Origin of the sequence: Lonsdalea britannica (assembly GCF_002111595.1) — a bacterium.
In the GTDB taxonomy this organism is placed as follows: domain Bacteria; phylum Pseudomonadota; class Gammaproteobacteria; order Enterobacterales; family Enterobacteriaceae; genus Lonsdalea; species Lonsdalea britannica.
This window is the reverse complement of record NZ_LUTN01000014.1, coordinates 102,840-118,673: the sequence shown is the minus strand read 5'-3', so window position 1 is coordinate 118,673 and position 15,834 is coordinate 102,840. Positions and strand designations below refer to the sequence as shown.

Below are 15,834 nucleotides of genomic sequence, written 5' to 3'. Positions count from 1 at the left end.
GCATCTACAAATGCGTTATCCAGCCGACGCTGTAATCCCACCGATGAAGACATGATGAATACCCCTGTGAGTTGTTGAACCTGCCTTTTAGGTGGCCAGTTCACAGGCGGCGGTTCCCGGGGAAAGTGAAAGTTCGTACTCAGGAGGACTCGCGGCGAGCAATCAGGAGGGAAAGTCGAGTCAACGCCGGTCCTAAAGCATTGGCATTCCTTCAGTCCGATCAGGCGGACTGAAGGTGAAACGCGGAGCGTCGCCATCGGAGATGACGCGACGTTCGGGGCGGCTAAGGCGTAGAAGCAGGCGCTGGGATCAGCTGTTCCACCGCGCGGCGCCAGCTGAGGTTCATCACGCCTTGTGGCGTCATCAGTTGCAGTTCATCTTCACCCAGCACGTCGTCGATGGCTAACTGCCAGCCCAGGTGCGCGTGCTCTTTCAGCCAGTCCGCCACCTGCGGCTGCTGCTCAGGATGGCAATAAAGCACGCCACGGCCTTCTCCGCTCTGATTGCGTAACAGCTGACGCAGCAATGCGGAAGTGCGCTGTTCGTCCGGGATATCTTGCACCAGCTGGCGCATCGCATCGCTCAGCACCTGACCCGCCTGTTCGGCGACAAAGGCTTCCATCAACGCTCGCTCCTGTTGCCATCCGCGCAGAATATCGTCCGCCTGACGCAGAAAACGCGCTTCGGCCTGACGAACCGTTCGCCCCGCCGCCTCCTGCGCCCGGCTCTCTGCTTCCGCCAGCAGATCTTTCGCCTGCCGTTCGGCCGTCTCAATCACCTCAAGTCCCCGGTGATGTTGCTGTAACCGGACCGCTTTAATTACCGTGTCTTCCATGGTTTCCGTACCGGTAACCAGCTTCAATCGTTTTCGTGTCAGCATCCTGACTCCCTCTTTTCCATTAAACTCATGACTCTCTTCTCTGACTCACAAACACGCCGACGTCATCGTCGTCCGGCGCAGCGCAAAGGCGCGCTTTCCATATTGCAGCGTCGCACAGCACATTCACTCGACTAGCGGGCAACGCCACGGCGGGCGCCACCTCCACACCGGCGATCCACGAACGCGGAAACAGCAGTCGAACGCGCGGCCAGGCGGCTGCGGATAAACAATGGCGCAGCAGACAGAGCGCGTCGCTCTGTCTGCGTACGGTAAAATTCAGGTTATCGGGTAGCCAGAGTCCCGGACGCAGCGCTTTCGCCAGCCGACGGCACCATAGCGACGGCTCCGACGGCAGCGCTTGATCCGGCGACCGGCACACCGCCGCAATCAGTTCGAGCGCCCAAATGCGCTGAGGCGGCGTCAAGGTAACCAACTGCCATAACGCCTCCGAGGGAAACTCGGGCAGACCCTCTGGCAGGCCCCAGCGCACGCGCAACAACCGGTGTTGCAAGGGCGCCAGCCTTTCCAGCGCCGCTCGCCCGCCGGCCAGAGCGACATCGACCTGCCAGCTATGATCCGCCTCCAGAACGCAACCGTAGGCCCACCAGCGGGCCCATGTGAGCTGCGCTTCCCGACTCATCTCCGTGAGGGGCGACATCGGTCAGGATCCCTGCGTCGGCGGCTTTTTACGCATTTGCTGCTGCCGCCACCACGGTTTCGCCATCAGTCCCCCCACGCCTCCGGCTATCGCCAATGCCAGAAGCGAGCCGGCCCACTGCAGGTGATTGACCCCCTGCGGCGTCAGCGTCAACGGCCCCACCGAGACGGTAGGGACACTGTCGTGATAGGGCTTGGCCAGCGAGAAAACGATCGACAGCTCTTTGTCGCTTTTCCCGCTCAGTCCCGGAATGCTGCTGGCGACCATGCGCCGAATACGCGGCCTGATGCTGTCCGGATCCAATTCAGCCCGGTGTTTGATGAACACCGCCGCCGAAGCGGGTTGTATCGGCTCGCCGGGGGCAATGCGCTCTGGCAGCACGACATGAACGCGGGCGACCAGAACGCCGTCGATCTGGTTGAGCGTGGACTCCACCTCCTGCGACAGCGCATAGATATAGCGGGCGCGCTCTTCCAACGGCGTTGAAATCACGCCTGTTTTCTGGAAGACCTCACCCAGATTGGTTCTGCTCTGCCGCGGCAGCCCGGCGGCATTCAAAATATTCACCGCGCGCTCGATATCACTGGCGTCTATCAGCAGTGAAATGCCGGTTTTATCGATACTTTTCTCCGCATCAATGTGATAACTGCCGAGCTGGGCAATCACCTCGTTGGCGTCGCTTTCCGACAGGTTGCGATACAGCTCCACGCGGTCGCCGCATCCCGCCAGAAGCCAGACCAGCAGCAAGGGAAGCCAGCGTTTGATTACACCGTGACGCATTGCTCTACCCTCACTGTAAGTTGGTGAGTTTTTCAAGGCTTTGTACGCTTTTAGCCACCACTTTCGCGTTCAGCAAACTTTCGAGATAAAACGAAGACAGCGTGCGCGTGGCGTCCATCACATCCTTGGGATTGTTGCTATGGAGGCTTTTGCCGACCTGTCGTTCAGCTTTCTGCCGTAGCCCGTCGAGGTGACCGGAGCGACCGGCCAAGGCCTCCATCCAGACGGCGTTGCCTTGTCCCGGCTCATTCGCCGCCGCGCCCGGCGAGATCGCCGCGCTGAACCATGACACATCTTCCGCTGCGGGCGCTGTCGTCGCGTCGGGTCCACCCGACCCCGAAAACGCGTGACTCGCGCCTGAAACCTGAGAAATTTTCATGCTGTTCCTGCCTCTTAGCGATGAAATTCCAGCCATAAAAAACCGGGGGAATCCCCCGGCCATTCGACAGTCTGTCACCTGCAATCAGAACTGGATCGACTTCGCTGTTTTGGTGCTGGCATTCATCGCTTTCGATGCAGAGTCCATCTGCATGTCGGTGATGGAGTTCATCGCATCCGTTTTCATTTTCTGGCTCTGCGCCGCCGTGGTCATGGCCGTGGTTTCCGCCATGGTTTTGTCCAGCGTCTGCATTGAGGCCAGGGATGCGGCATTTGAAAGTCCAAACATGGTGTTATCTCCAGTGATATATAAGTCCGTTGAGAGTGTGATGAACCGGATGACGACGATCCCGTCATCGTGTTCATTCATTAAGTAGGAGATAGCCGTCAACGGTTCCGGATAAACACCCTTTTTTCGCCGCAAACCTGTCCACCGCCCGTCAAAAACCCCGCGACGGAACGTTTAGCAGCTTAAGACGGTGATAAAGAGTGCGTTTGGGGATCCCCAGTTCTGTCACCACGTCGTCAATGCAATGGCCGTTACGCCGCAATGCATCCTGGATCAGAAATTTTTCGATGCGCCGCAGCCGATGTTTCAGCTGGGTCGGGGCCGTTTCAGCCTGGGTGTGTGACGCCAACGGGGACAGCCCCAGAACCCAGCGTTCGGCGGCGGCTTTAAGCTCGCGCAGGTTGCCCGGCCAGCTATGGGTCAGCAGTCGCTCGTGCACCTCCGCGCACAGAGCGGGCGACGGGCGCTGTAGCCTCTCGGCGGCGGCGCGCGTAAAACGCTGGAACATGGGTAGGATGATGTCGCTGCGGGAGCGCAGCGTAGGCAGCTGAATTTTAACGGTATCCAGACGAAAATAGAGATCGCGACGAAATCGCCCTTCTTCCACCAGCCTGTTCAGCGGCGTCTGCGTGGCGACGATCACCCGCATGTCGACGGGCTTGAACTGGGTACTGCCGAGCCGCTCGATGCCGCGATTTTCGAGCACACGCAGCATCTTGGCCTGCAACGTCAACGGCATACTGTCTATCTCATCGAGAAACAGAATGCCTTTATCTGCGGTTTCCAGGTAGCCGGCGCGCGAGCGGTGGGCGCCGGTATAAGCGCCGGACACCACGCCGAACAGTTCACTTTCCGCCAGACTTTCCGGGACCGCGGCGCAGTTGACCGCCACCAGCGGCCCGGAACACCCGGAGAGCTGATGAATACGCCGCGCCAGCGTATCTTTTCCCGTCCCCGTTTCCCCTTCAAGAATGATGTCGACATTCAGCGGAGCAATATCACTGATTAAGGCGCCTAATCCGGCATGAATGTCGTCTTCCTGGCTTTCGAAAAAGGTTTCACAATCAATATAGGGAAGATGTCGACTCGATACACTACGGTTTCTGATGCTCATGACAACTCCTGTACCCTTGCGGGCTATCCTTATCTAGGCAACCACTGTCAATGGTTTAGCCCGTGGCTTCATTATTATGCTTACAGTTTCTTAACGGTTAACGTACAAAAAAAAGTAATAACTTACGGTTATTTGATGAAGACGCTAAAGCATTACCGCCATCGCTATCAGAAGCCATCAGTCAACTGCTGAAGTTGCTGTAAGAATAATGGATATAAAAGTAGGAAAATCCTTACCCGGAGGTTTTGAGTGGGTATTTTTAGGCTGGACATTCAGCACTGCGTTACGGGATCAACCGTTGTTTTAAGGCGTATTTGACGATATCGACGTTAGACGTAAACTGCATTTTTTCCATTAGCCGCGACTTATAGGTGCTGACCGTTTTGTTGCTGATCGCCAGCGCCTCCGCGATCGCATTCACGCCCATTCCCTGCGCCAACATGACCATCACCTGATGTTCCCGCGCCGTCAGCACGCTGTGGCAAGGGCAATCGTCCGTCAGATAGTCCGCAAAGACGATTTGCTCGGCAATGGTTTGGTCGATATAGCGCGCGCCCTGCGCGACTCGGCGGATGGCGGTCAGCAACGCTTCCGGATCTTTGTCTTTGGTGATATAGCCCAGAGCGCCGCTTTTCAGCGCTCGTCGCGCAATCTGCGGTTCGCTGTACATGCTCAGAATCAGAATGGGCAGGTTCGGGTACTGCGCCAAGACCCGGATAATCAGCTCCTCGCCACAAATGCCCGGCATACTCATGTCCAGCAGCAGCAGATCGATATCGACCTCTCGCAGCGTGGTGATCACCTGCGCTCCATTTCCCGCCTCCGCCACCACTTGCAACGTATCGTCCAACGCAAATATCTGTTTTAACCCCTCTCGCATGATGACGTGATCGTCGGCGATCATTAATCGGATGAGTTTCATTCGGTGTATCTCCCAAGATGATGACCGTAGTTTCGCTACTGTCCTTCTGTGCGGATTTAGCGCACGACGGCGCGCTGCGGGAACGTCATGCGGATTAACGTACCGCCGCCGGGCTGGCTTGTGATCGTCACTTCGCCGCCCAACATTCTTCCGCGTTCTTTCATGCCCATAAGGCCGAACGTGTTGGGCTTTTGCTCCCGGGCGTCGAAACCGTTGCCATCGTCCTGCACGCTCAGCACAATCAGGCCCTCCCGGTTTTCGAGCGCAATGACGACCTCGCTGGCGTCGGCATGGCGAGCGATGTTGGTCAGCGACTCCTGCACCACGCGAAAAGCGGCGGTCGCGCACTCGTCGTTCATCACAACGTCTGGCTCCGGCGCCTGCAGCTGGCACTGAACGCCGTATTGGCGGACAAAGTCATCCCGCAGCCACTCCAGTGCGGGCGTTAACCCCATATCCAGCACGTTCGGACGCAGCCGTGTCGCCACATCTCGCACAACCTGGATAGTCTTATCGGATAGCGCCATCAGATTCTGTAATGGCGTTAGCAGCGACGGGTTTTCCTTGGCGAACTGCATGCGTAACAAAGACAGGCTGATGCGCATGGAGGTGAGATGCTGTCCCAGCTCATCATGGATCTCCCGGGCGATATGCTTGCGCTCCTCCTCACGGGAAATCTCGCGCTGGCGCGTCAGGAGCCGCAGCTGACTGTGGGACTCCTCCAGCCTTTTCTCCGCATAACGAATCGCGGAAATATCGCGGCCGACGGTGAGAATCGAGGACAGCTGGCCGTTCTGGCCGAATTCCGGCACGCAGCGAATATGGTGAACCGCGCGCGGTCTATCGCCGATGTCCTGGGTGCTCTCTTCCAGTTCCCCTTCCACGCTGCTCTGCGTATCCATGACCAGCTGCACTAGCTGCTGAATGCGCTGCGCGCAGGGGGCGTCGGGCAGAAGATCGGTCAGCCGTTGGCCGAGCAGTTGATCGGCGGTAAATCCCAGATGGGCCAGCGTAGCCGGATTCGCATATTGGCAGGTCATTTGCGGACCAAATCGGATGATCAGATCCGGCGTGTTTTCGACTAACGCCCGGAACTCCTGTTCGCGCGTATAGGCGATATGTTCAATCTGTTTGCGCTCCCGAATATCGCGTACCACGCACATGCTGTATTTTTTGCCCTTGTGTTTGAAGTGGTTAACGCTGACTTCGACCGGAATAATCGCGCCGTATCGGCTTTTGTGCTGAGTTTCGAACGTGAGCCCACGCTTCCAGCCGCGCTCATCGCGCCAGCTGTGGCGAATCAACTCCGCGCTTCTGCAAGGATCAATATCCCGGATGTACAGCGTTTGGAACTCCTGCGGGGTGTAATGCAACACCCGGCAGGCTTCGGCATTGGCATAACAAAACTGGTTGTGCTCATTGACGATATAGATCGCGTCTTTAAGGCGGCTGAACGCGAACGAGACCAGTTCCATCGGCGGGACCTCCTCGGAACGAAGGGATTGAGGGGACCTTGGGGGGTATAACATAGCCATCTCCATGCTGTCGCAGACCTGCCCGGACCCTGACTGGCGCCACGGGCAGTACGAAGTTACCGTCATCTCCTGACGACATGACCTGTAACCGGGTAATCAAACTGAATGACAAGTTGTTCTCTTTTGCCGCGAGGTCAAAGATAGGCTCAGGCGTCGACAGCCTGGCGGAGGAAGCCTCTGGCACGGGAAAGGCGCGATCGCACTGTACCGATCGGCATACCTAATCGTGCGGCAATATCCTGATAGCTGGCATCGGCGTCAATCAGCATCACCAACATACGGCGGGTGTCATCCGGTAAATGCGTACTCGCCACCAGCACACGATGCAGGGCGTGGCCCCATTCGATGATTCGGCTGGGATCGCTGTCGCAGGAAAGCGTTGCCAATTCGTCCTCGCTGACTTCGCAAGCGTGGGATTTTGCATGCTTGTAGTGGTTGCGGACAAGGTTAAGCGCAATGCCGAAGACCCACGTTTCCGGGCGCGATGCGCCGGCGAATTTTTCGCGATTTCTCAACACCTCCAGATAGGTCATTTGCTGCAAGTCTTCGACATCCTCTTTGTTGGCCACGCGTTTACGAATGAAATTCTGCAGGCGTTTGCCATGCTGCCGAAAGACCAGCTCCCAGTCTACAGCCTCAGGATGTGATTCAAACGAGCAGTCCTTTTCCGATGACAATACGATTGTTTCCATTTGCTGGTTCTCCTTGGGTTTGCCGTGATTGGCGCAAAGGAGATAGCAAGGCGTATGCCAGCGAACAAATCCGACTCAATATACTGTTTTTACTCTATTTAAATTTTCATAAACGGCATTTTCGTGCCACGTTTTGCCAAAGTGAATCGACTGAAATGCAAACGATTGCAATCAAACTGTCATCGCTGGACCGCCTTTTTACGGATAAAAAAACGATAAGGCCACTGAGCGGGAACCCGATTCCTCTTAACGCCACATAACCGCATACCTTTAATAAAAAGATGGATTCAGGCAGGACAGAATATGGTTGCCATCCCCCCTCTCTCATCGATGATTGCCAATGCGACGACACCCCTGAGCGCCCCGCAGACGAACAGGCGTCAACCGCCTCACCCGCCCAATCCCCAGCGCCGAAGGCTCTCATGACAAAGCGCTTCACGACAGCATGGAGGAAGTGTCGGCCGCTTTCGGCGAACAGATGGAAAGCAAGAGCAAATCGCTGAATCGTCGGCAAATCACCCAGACGCAAAGCCGCATGGAAGCGAATATCGAGCGGATAGAGAAGCTGACCGAGCTGTTCCAGCTCCTGGAAAATCCCCGACAACCGACGCTGGATCAACAGGTGCGGAGAATGCAGGGCTCATGCTGCAAACGCCCCCAGCGTCGGTCGAGGCATTGATACAGGCGGCGGGCGGAGATGCCGCGCGCGGCGATATCGTCTTGCGTCATGTACTGGCGCAGGCCCGGGAACAGCGCGATCCTGGGCTAGAACAGGCCGCACGAGACAATCTGGAACGGTTGCATCAGGAAAAAGGTCCCGAGGTGCGCGCCGGGCTGAATACGGCCGCGGCGATCTCCCTGTTTAGCACCGATCCGCAGCAGAAACAGATCCTGCGCGAGCTTTATTACGAGCGCATCGTTCATCAGCAGTCGCCAAGTTCCCTGCTGGACGCCTGTTGGAACGCTTTGACGCCCAGCACTTCGCAGCCGGTCTGCGCACCCTGCAACGGGCGCTCGCCGACGACATCGCCTCACTGGCCTCCTCCATTTCGAAGACCGCGCTGAGCCAGATGTTGAAGCATCTCAACGATGCGCGCCAGCTAAGCCATACGCTGTCGTCCTGCCAGCAGTTGCTGGAGCAAGACGCCCATCGCTTCCCGGCCGCAACGCTCGGCCCGGTGGAACTGACGCGACGGCTGATCGGCCTCAGCGCCAATGGGGCCTATGTCCGCGATTTACACAATCTGGGGCGGGAAGTCGCCGGACAACATGCACAGCGCCAGTTGCTGTTTTTCAACGGCCTGCTGCGGCTGGTCGGCACCCTGCCGCAGACGTTATGGCGGGATAGCAAACATCGCCACACTGCGCTGCATCTCATCCGCGGTCTGATCGGCGATCTGTCCCGGCAAGAAGCGGCCGAACAGGCCGCCGCGCCGCGCAAGGAGTAAGCCAATGACTTTGCTGATCGCCTGGCTCAATCGCATTGCCATCAGCGCGATGCAACGTTCAGAAATCGTGGGCGCGGTCATTGTGATGGCCATCGTCTTCATGATGATCATTCCTCTGCCGACAGGGCTGATTGACGTGCTGATCGCCTTCAACATCTGCATCTCTTCGCTGCTGATCGTTCTGGCGATGTATCTGCCCAAGCCATTGGCCTTTTCGACCTTTCCCGCCGTGCTGCTATTGACCACCATGTTCCGGCTGGCCCTGTCTATTTCGACGACCCGGCAGATTCTGCTGCAACAGGATGCGGGTCACGTGGTAGAGGCCTTCGGCAACTTTGTAGTGGGCGGCAATCTGGCGGTCGGTCTGGTGATCTTCCTGATCCTGACGGTGGTGAACTTTCTGGTGATCACCAAAGGATCAGAACGCGTCGCCGAAGTGGCGGCTCGTTTTACGCTGGATGCGATGCCGGGCAAACAGATGTCCATCGACAGCGACCTGCGCGCCGGGTTGATTGACGCTCAACAGGCCCGCCAGCGGCGCGAAAATCTCACCAAAGAAAGCCAGCTGTTTGGGGCGATGGACGGCGCGATGAAGTTCGTCAAAGGCGACGCCATCGCCAGTCTGGTCATCGTATTCATTAACATGATCGGCGGCTTCGCCATTGGGGTCATGCAGCACCATATGGCGGCGGGCGACGCCATGCACGTTTACTCGGTGCTGACCATCGGCGACGGCCTGATCGCGCAGATCCCGGCGCTGTTGATCTCCCTGACCGCCGGGATGATCATCACGCGCGTTTCCGCCGACGGCCAAAAAGTGGATAACAATATCGGCCGCGAGATCGCCGAGCAGCTGACTAGCCAGCCAAAGGCCTGGATTATCTCCGCCATCGGCATGTTCGGCTTTGCGCTACTGCCGGGTATGCCGACGATGGTCTTCCTGCTCATCAGCCTGCTCTCCCTATCTAGCGGACTGTTTCAGCTGTGGCGGGTCAAGCAGCTCGGACTGGCTGAATGCCATGCGCTGGCGGCGGACAACCTGCCGGCAGAGCAGAACGGCTATCAGGATCTGCGCCGCTTCAACCCCACGCGCGCCTACCTGCTGCGTTTCCACGCCGAGTGCCGCAACGCTCAGCATGCCGCGCTGCTGGTGCAGGATATTCGTCGGCTGCGCAATCGGCTGGTGTATCAGTTCGGCTTTACGCTGCCCTCGTTCGACATTGAATTCACCCCGGACATCGCACAGGACGAGTTTCAATTCTGCGTGTATGAAATCCCCCTGCTGCGCGCCACCTTCGGGACAGCCCATCAGGCGGTCGCTCGTCAGGACGTGCCGCAGGAATCCTTTGATCATGCTGAGTTGTCCGCAGGCCAGCCCGCCCGCGATGAAGCGCACTGGTTGTGGCTGCCCGCCGATCATCCCCTGTTGCGACAAGAAACGTTGGCTCGCCAGACAGAAGAAGCGCTGATTCTGGCGCGGATGGAAAACGCCATCCATCGGAGCGCGGCTCAATTCATCGGCTTGCAGGAGACCAAGTCCATTCTCGGCTGGCTCGAAAGCGAACAGCCTGAACTGGCGCAGGAGCTGCAGCGCATTATGCCGCTCTCCCGTTTCGCCAGCGTGCTGCAAAAGCTGGCTGGAGAACGTATACCGTTGCGCGCGGTGCGCCCGATAGCGGAAGCGCTGATCGAGGTCGGCCAGCATGAACGCGACGTTAACGCGCTGACGGATTACGTTCGTCTGCAATTAAAAGCGCAAATCTGTCACCAATACAGCCGGGACGACTGCCTGTCCGTCTGGTTATTGACGCCAGAGACGGAGGAGCTACTGCGCGACGCCCTGCGCCAAACCCAGAACGACACGTTTTTCGCGTTGGCGCAGCACGATGCCGCCGTGCTGCTGACTCAATTGCGGGACTGCTTTCCGCCGACCGAGCCGCTGTCGTCCCTGCTGCTGGTGGCGCAGGATTTACGCAGCCCGCTTCGTGCGCTGGTACAGGACGAATTTCACCCTCTGCCGGTGCTTTCATTCACCGAGCTGGAGTCATACCTGTCTATCAACGTGGTGGGCCGTATCGACCTGCATGATATGACCGCCACCGCTCATACATAAGAAGGCAGAAGAACCATGTTTGAACTGCGCGTCCTGACCGGGCTGCATCGGGGAGCCGCCCTGCCGTTAAACGGACTCACGTGTCATATCGGCGCCGCCGACGATGCGGATATGGTGCTGTATGACCCCGGTATTCGCGACGATCACTGTCTGTTGGAAAAACAGGGGGAGACCTGGATCCTCTCCGCGCGGGAAGGCACGGTGAGCGACAGCGAGGGCCATCCGGTTGAGACGTCGCTCACTCTGTTGCCGGGAACGCCGTTCGCCGCGGGCGCCATCTGGTTGTGCGTGGTCAGCGCGGAGACACCGTGGCAGGAGGAGGCGGAGGTGAACGCATCCATCCCCCTACCGGAGCCAATGAACGCGCCGCCGCCAACGCCGCCGGTCGAGGCCCCCGCCGAAACGCCCAGTGCTGAGCCCAAAGCCCGCCTGCCGCTATGGGCGAAATGCAGCTATCTGCTGCTCATCGGACTATTGGTGATGCTCACCGGCAGTTGGCTGATGCAGGACAGCGTCGCGATGCCGTCAGCGCCGCCGTCCGATACGCGCATCCCGATAACGTCCCCGGCGCAATCCGCCGCTACGCTGCAAACGATGCTGAATGATCGTGATTTGGGCAACGTGCAGGTCGTTCAGCAGCCGGATCGCATCATCCTCAGCGGCGCGCTGGCGGCGGACCAGCTGCCGATGATTAACCGGATGCTGGTCCGGTTTCAGCAACGTTACCGTGTCACTCAGCCAATCGAAAATCATACCCGCGTTAAGGGCGATACATTGCCGTTCCGCATCATTCAGGTGACCAGTGGAGCACAGGCCAACATCGTCACAGCCGACGGTCGGCGTCTGTTCGTCGGCGACGAGGTGGAGGGACTTCGGCTGGTTGGCATCGATAACCATCAGATTGAGTTCAACGGCAAACAGCAGATTAAGGTGAACTGGTAATGGCAATGCTATCGATCGACGAATCGGGGCGCTATCCGCTGCTAGAGCGCTGGCTGACCGCGCAGCGGCGGCATCTGGCCGACTACGCGCCGGTTCGGCTGCGGGGACGCATTACGGGGATCAGCGGCATCCTGCTGGAATCTACCTGCCGCAGGCCCGAATCGGCGATTTGTGCCGCATCGAACGTGACGATCGGACGCAGGTGCTGGCCGAAGTCGTCGGCTTCAGTCCGCAACACGTGTTTCTCTCGGCGTTGGGAGCGCTGGACGGCATCGCGCAAGGCGCGGTAGTGACGCCGCTCTATCAGCCGCATTGCGTACAGGTATCCGACGATCTGTTGGGCAGCGTATTAGACGGTTTCGGCAGACCGCTCACGCCGGAGAGTCATTCAGCGTTCGTCGAACCCGGCACGAATTGTCCCCATCCCATTCCCGTGATCGGCGATGCACCGCCGCCGACCGAGCGCCCTTGCATCAGCGAACCGCTGCCGACGGGACTGCGCGCCATCGACGGTCTGCTGACCATCGGTCGCGGCCAGCGCGTCGGGATTTTTGCCGGCGCAGGCTGCGGTAAAACCACGCTGCTCGCCGAGCTGGCCCGCAACACGCCCTGCGACGTCATCGTCTTCGGTTTGATCGGCGAACGCGGCCGCGAACTGCGCGAATTTCTTGACCACGAACTGGACGATGCGCTGCGCCGACGCACCGTGCTGGTGTGCTCGACCTCGGATCGCAGCAGCATGGAGCGCGCTCGCGCCGCCTTCACGGCCACCGCGATTGCAGAAGCCTTCCGGGCCGAAGGCAAGCAGGTGCTGCTGATCGTCGACTCGCTGACCCGCTTTGCCCGCGCACAGCGTGAAATCGGGCTGGCGCTCGGCGAACCTCAGGGCCGGGGCGGCTTGCCGCCGTCGGTTTACACCCTGCTGCCGCGGCTGGTCGAGCGCGCCGGACAAACCCGTCAGGGCGCGATCACCGCGCTGTACTCGGTGCTGATCGAACAGGACTCCATGAACGATCCGGTCGCGGATGAGGTGAGATCGCTCATCGACGGCCACATCGTGTTATCACGACGGTTGGCGGAGCGTAATCACTATCCCGCGATCGATGTCTTGATGAGTCTCAGCCGCACCATGAGCAGTGTAGCGACCACCGCGCACCTCAGCGACGCCGGAGGGCTGCGTCGGCTGATGGCCGCCTATCAGCAGGTGGATATGCTGATTCGGCTCGGGGAATACCAGCCGGGACACGATGCCCTGACGGATGCGGCGGTCACCGCCCATGCGCACATCAACGCCTTCCTGCAACAGCCGATGCGCGAACCGCAGACCTTCGCGGAAATTACCGCTCGGCTCAACGAGGTCAGCCGCTATGCCAACGTCTAATACGCTATCGCCGACGACCGGAGGCGCGCCATGCCTTCACTAAACGCCACGCTCCAGCAACTGCTGCCTATCCGTCGTCAGCGCCTGCGCCGCGCCGAATCACAGTTGCGGGAAGCCACGCAGTCGCTGGCGCAACAGGAAGCCGAACTCGGCCTGCTGCGCCAGGAAAAAGAGACGCAGCAGGTTTATTACCGGCAACAGCAACAGGATTTTCGCCAGCGCCAGCAAGAACAGGCGCTGTCGCTGGACAGTTTGCAACAGCAGCGCGAGCGAACGCAGAGACAGATTGGCCGCCTGCGACAACAGCAACAGCAGTGTGAACACGGCGAGGCGCTTTGCCAGCAGCAACGGCAGCAGGTCACCGACAAACGCGCACGGCTGCGCCAGCGCCAAAAAGCCGTCGAAAAACTGGAATTTATACTGACGCTGAATCAGGAGCCATCATGAGCGCCTCTCTCCCGCCCGCCACCGTCTCGTCCGCATCGCGCGAGGCCTCCTTACCCCCGGCGGAAAAGTCGCTGTCGCGCTCGCGGGGACTCAACGCCCCCTCCGGCGCAGAGACGTCTGACCGTCTTTCGGACTTCGAACTTTTGCTGTCTGCACCGCCTTTGGATTTCTACACGCCCGATGTGACCGCCGCAGAGGCCGACGTCCCATCCGCAGGTTCAACGGGTTATTTATCACCTTCGCACGCCGAATGCGTGACAACGTCACTCACTGCAACGCTGCATGCTGAGCTGGCCGCGCGTCACGATCTTACCGCTCACAGTCCGTTCTCTTTCAGCCTGCAACTGCCGCAGTTGGGCGATGTCGATGTCCGGATAAGCACGTTGCCGCCCCTTGGCTGGGAGGTCATGTTGCGATTTCAACGTTCGGCTTACCCGCAAGTTAGCCGCCAGCGAGAAAACTGCCGACGCGCGCTGTCTACGGCGCTCGACTGCCCGATTCGGCTTGAATTTGAAGTTCAGGAGGAGCCATGAAGACCTCGATGTCGCCAGTCCCCGTCAAATTGCGCTCGCTGACGCCGTTGCAGGCGCGATTGTCTCAGCAGTTGGCGGAAAGTTGCCGCTTCGCGTTCCACTTCAACGACGGTCGCCAAGGAGAGCTGCGTTTGACGCTGGCGCCACCGCAGGCACCCGCAGCGCCCCACCATGGCTGGCAAAGTGCAGCAGGTGGCTTCTCGCTCAGCGACCCCGAGCCCGTGCTGTCGCTGATGTCCGACTGCCCGGCGCTATTGCCGACGCAGGAGGAAGACCCGACGGCGACCGCGTGGTTCTGGGCGCTGTTTAATGATGGCCTCAGCCCCCCGCTTTATACGTTGCTGGGGCCGCTGACGCCGTTCAATGACGACATTGCCACAGACGCCGTTTCGCTGTGGCTGGACGTTCAGGTTGACGCGCGACGCGCCCGGAGTCTGCTGCGTATCGGCGCTGACGAGCTGCTGTTATGGCTTCGTCAGCCGGGGTGGTTTTCCTCCACACCACCCTTGCCGTCGACGCTGCCAATAGCCATGCCGTTAACGCTGGCCAAAGTGACATTGTCACCGAAAGAAATCGACACATTGGAACCGGGTGACCTGATCTATCCACCTATTTGTAGTTTTTCCCCGCACGGCGAGGGGTTCATTTCGCTCGGCGGGCGACGGTTTCAGGGCCAGTTCCAATGGGATGGCCTGACGCCGACCCACTTTCTTATCGCTGAACAAAAGGAGTGTCCGGTGAATGACGCTTTCGATGCCTCACCCACGCATGAAATGGCCTTTGTCGACGAAATAACGCCGACCGCAACGTCTTATGACGCGCCGCTGCCCGAGCTGCCTCTGACGCTGACGGTCCGCTGCGGGCATCTTTCCCTGACGCTTAAGGCACTCCAGCAGTTGTCCTGCGGCAGCGTGATTCCCGTTCAGCAGGCGCTGCCGGGCGAAGCGATGCTGTATCACGGCGAGGTGCCGCTGGCCCGGGGAGAGCTGGTGGAGGTCGCGGGACGTCTGGCCCTGCAGATCACCCAACGACTCGGCGCGTTGCAGCCGGTTCGAGAGCCGCAGTCATGACGGCGGGCGCATTCGATCCCGTCATGTTCGCCCTGCTGTTGGGGGCGCTATCGCTCATTCCGTTAATGATGGTGGTCTGTACCTGCTTTTTGAAAATCGCCACCGTGTTGCTGATTACCCGCAACGCCATCGGAGTACAGCAGGTGCCGCCGAACATGGCGCTGTATGGCATCGCCCTCGCCGCTACCCTGTTCGTCATGGCGCCGGTTTTCGCTGATATCAAACAACGCGTTCAGGATACGCCGCTGGATATGAGCGACCTCGGCACGCTGGAAACCACAGCGACGCACGGTATCGAACCCCTGCAAAAGTTTATGTCCCGCAATACCGATCCCGATATTCTCACCCACCTGCATGAGAATAGCCTGCGCATGTGGCCCGCCGCCCTGTCCGACAAAGTGACGCCGGACAATATTTTGCTGGTGATCCCGGCGTTTGTACTCTCGGAGTTGCAGGCGGGATTCAAAATCGGTTTCCTGATTTATATCCCGTTCATTGTGATTGACCTGATTGTCTCTAACGTGTTGCTGGCATTGGGGATGCAGATGGTTGCGCCGACCACGTTGTCGCTGCCGCTCAAACTGCTGCTGTTCGTGCTGGTCAGCGGCTGGACCCGGCTGCTCGACGGCCTGTTTTATAGCTACCTGTGAGG

The 15,834-nt window shown here is 59.2% G+C and carries 15 protein-coding genes and 2 pseudogenes; 8 read left to right on the top strand and 9 right to left on the bottom strand.

The genetic code is table 11. The annotated features are described in order from the left end of the window. Positions 1-283: 283 nt before the first annotated feature. From sctL to AU509_RS12735, 9 genes are all read right to left on the bottom strand, one after another. Entirely contained in the window at positions 284-880 is a 597-nt protein-coding gene (gene sctL / locus AU509_RS12775) for a type III secretion system stator protein SctL (RefSeq protein ID WP_094118519.1), read from the bottom strand. Positions 881-905: 25 nt separating this feature from the next. Continuing rightward, complete coding sequence (locus AU509_RS12770; protein ID WP_176223481.1) at positions 906-1,538, bottom strand: serine kinase; 633 nt, start codon at positions 1,536-1,538, stop codon at positions 906-908. A 3-nt stretch (positions 1,539-1,541) separates the two neighbouring features. Beyond that, entirely contained in the window at positions 1,542-2,318 is a 777-nt protein-coding gene (gene sctJ / locus AU509_RS12765; RefSeq protein WP_085653547.1) for a type III secretion system inner membrane ring lipoprotein SctJ, read from the bottom strand. Positions 2,319-2,328: 10 nt separating this feature from the next. After that, positions 2,329-2,697 carry an EscI/YscI/HrpB family type III secretion system inner rod protein gene (locus tag AU509_RS12760; RefSeq protein WP_094118518.1) on the bottom strand — a complete coding sequence of 123 codons (369 nt, stop codon included), beginning with the start codon at positions 2,695-2,697 and terminating at the stop codon, positions 2,329-2,331. Between the two features lie 84 nt (positions 2,698-2,781). Next, positions 2,782-2,985, bottom strand: a complete 204-nt coding sequence (locus tag AU509_RS12755; RefSeq protein ID WP_085653549.1) for an ATP-dependent helicase HrpA — start codon at positions 2,983-2,985, stop codon at positions 2,782-2,784. Between the two features lie 151 nt (positions 2,986-3,136). Then, positions 3,137-4,099: a sigma 54-interacting transcriptional regulator gene (locus tag AU509_RS12750; RefSeq protein WP_085653545.1), complete on the bottom strand. Its 963-nt coding sequence runs from the start codon at positions 4,097-4,099 to the stop codon at positions 3,137-3,139. A 283-nt stretch (positions 4,100-4,382) separates the two neighbouring features. Beyond that, positions 4,383-5,021 carry a response regulator transcription factor gene (locus AU509_RS12745; RefSeq protein ID WP_085653544.1) on the bottom strand — a complete coding sequence of 213 codons (639 nt, stop codon included), beginning with the start codon at positions 5,019-5,021 and terminating at the stop codon, positions 4,383-4,385. A gap of 56 nt (positions 5,022-5,077) precedes the next feature. Further along, positions 5,078-6,550, bottom strand: coding sequence for a PAS domain-containing sensor histidine kinase (locus AU509_RS12740; RefSeq protein WP_094118517.1), 1,473 nt, complete (start codon positions 6,548-6,550; stop codon positions 5,078-5,080). 152 nt (positions 6,551-6,702) lie between these two features. After that, entirely contained in the window at positions 6,703-7,248 is a 546-nt protein-coding gene (locus tag AU509_RS12735) for an RNA polymerase sigma factor (RefSeq protein WP_085653542.1), read from the bottom strand. Between the two features lie 406 nt (positions 7,249-7,654). On the opposite strand from AU509_RS12735, the pseudogene sctW reads away from it, so the two are divergent. From sctW to sctR, 8 genes and pseudogenes are all read left to right on the top strand, one after another. Then, a pseudogene (sctW, locus tag AU509_RS19120) lies at positions 7,655-8,696 on the top strand (type III secretion system gatekeeper subunit SctW); the annotation flags it as partial. 4 nt (positions 8,697-8,700) lie between these two features. Beyond that, positions 8,701-10,809 carry a type III secretion system export apparatus subunit SctV gene (gene sctV, locus AU509_RS12725; protein WP_085653540.1) on the top strand — a complete coding sequence of 703 codons (2,109 nt, stop codon included), beginning with the start codon at positions 8,701-8,703 and terminating at the stop codon, positions 10,807-10,809. Between the two features lie 15 nt (positions 10,810-10,824). After that, positions 10,825-11,751: an FHA domain-containing protein gene (locus AU509_RS12720; RefSeq protein ID WP_085653539.1), complete on the top strand. Its 927-nt coding sequence runs from the start codon at positions 10,825-10,827 to the stop codon at positions 11,749-11,751. After that, positions 11,751-13,132, top strand: a pseudogene (gene sctN / locus AU509_RS12715) (type III secretion system ATPase SctN). Before AU509_RS12720 ends, sctN begins: the two are co-directional and overlap by 1 nt. Before the next feature lie 30 nt (positions 13,133-13,162). Then, entirely contained in the window at positions 13,163-13,579 is a 417-nt protein-coding gene (locus AU509_RS12710; RefSeq protein ID WP_085653537.1) for a hypothetical protein, read from the top strand. Further along, the gene (locus AU509_RS12705) at positions 13,576-14,112 is read left to right on the top strand and encodes a type III secretion system HrpP C-terminal domain-containing protein (RefSeq protein WP_085653536.1); all 537 of its coding nucleotides are present in this window, start codon (positions 13,576-13,578) and stop codon (positions 14,110-14,112) included. Before AU509_RS12710 ends, AU509_RS12705 begins: the two co-directional genes overlap by 4 nt. After that, a complete protein-coding gene (locus AU509_RS12700) occupies positions 14,109-15,182 on the top strand; it encodes a FliM/FliN family flagellar motor switch protein (protein WP_094118516.1) in 1,074 nt (357 codons plus the stop codon). Before AU509_RS12705 ends, AU509_RS12700 begins: the two co-directional genes overlap by 4 nt. Further along, entirely contained in the window at positions 15,179-15,832 is a 654-nt protein-coding gene (gene sctR, locus AU509_RS12695; RefSeq protein ID WP_094118515.1) for a type III secretion system export apparatus subunit SctR, read from the top strand. The genes AU509_RS12700 and sctR overlap by 4 nt, the downstream gene beginning before the upstream one ends. The last annotated feature ends 2 nt before the right edge of the window (positions 15,833-15,834 follow it).

Bases quoted from the DNA above. Each gene is read 5' to 3' on its own strand.
- sctL (WP_094118519.1), bottom strand. From the start codon at position 880: ATGCTGACACGAAAACGATTGAAGCTGGTTACCGGTACGGAAACCATG.
- AU509_RS12770 (WP_176223481.1), bottom strand. From the start codon at position 1,538: ATGTCGCCCCTCACGGAGATGAGTCGGGAAGCGCAGCTCACATGGGCC.
- sctJ (WP_085653547.1), bottom strand. From the start codon at position 2,318: ATGCGTCACGGTGTAATCAAACGCTGGCTTCCCTTGCTGCTGGTCTGG.
- AU509_RS12760 (WP_094118518.1), bottom strand. From the start codon at position 2,697: ATGAAAATTTCTCAGGTTTCAGGCGCGAGTCACGCGTTTTCGGGGTCG.
- AU509_RS12755 (WP_085653549.1), bottom strand. From the start codon at position 2,985: ATGTTTGGACTTTCAAATGCCGCATCCCTGGCCTCAATGCAGACGCTG.
- AU509_RS12750 (WP_085653545.1), bottom strand. From the start codon at position 4,099: ATGAGCATCAGAAACCGTAGTGTATCGAGTCGACATCTTCCCTATATT.
- AU509_RS12745 (WP_085653544.1), bottom strand. From the start codon at position 5,021: ATGAAACTCATCCGATTAATGATCGCCGACGATCACGTCATCATGCGA.
- AU509_RS12740 (WP_094118517.1), bottom strand. From the start codon at position 6,550: ATGTTATACCCCCCAAGGTCCCCTCAATCCCTTCGTTCCGAGGAGGTC.
- AU509_RS12735 (WP_085653542.1), bottom strand. From the start codon at position 7,248: ATGGAAACAATCGTATTGTCATCGGAAAAGGACTGCTCGTTTGAATCA.
- sctV (WP_085653540.1), top strand. From the start codon at position 8,701: ATGACTTTGCTGATCGCCTGGCTCAATCGCATTGCCATCAGCGCGATG.
- AU509_RS12720 (WP_085653539.1), top strand. From the start codon at position 10,825: ATGTTTGAACTGCGCGTCCTGACCGGGCTGCATCGGGGAGCCGCCCTG.
- AU509_RS12710 (WP_085653537.1), top strand. From the start codon at position 13,163: ATGCCTTCACTAAACGCCACGCTCCAGCAACTGCTGCCTATCCGTCGT.
- AU509_RS12705 (WP_085653536.1), top strand. From the start codon at position 13,576: ATGAGCGCCTCTCTCCCGCCCGCCACCGTCTCGTCCGCATCGCGCGAG.
- AU509_RS12700 (WP_094118516.1), top strand. From the start codon at position 14,109: ATGAAGACCTCGATGTCGCCAGTCCCCGTCAAATTGCGCTCGCTGACG.
- sctR (WP_094118515.1), top strand. From the start codon at position 15,179: ATGACGGCGGGCGCATTCGATCCCGTCATGTTCGCCCTGCTGTTGGGG.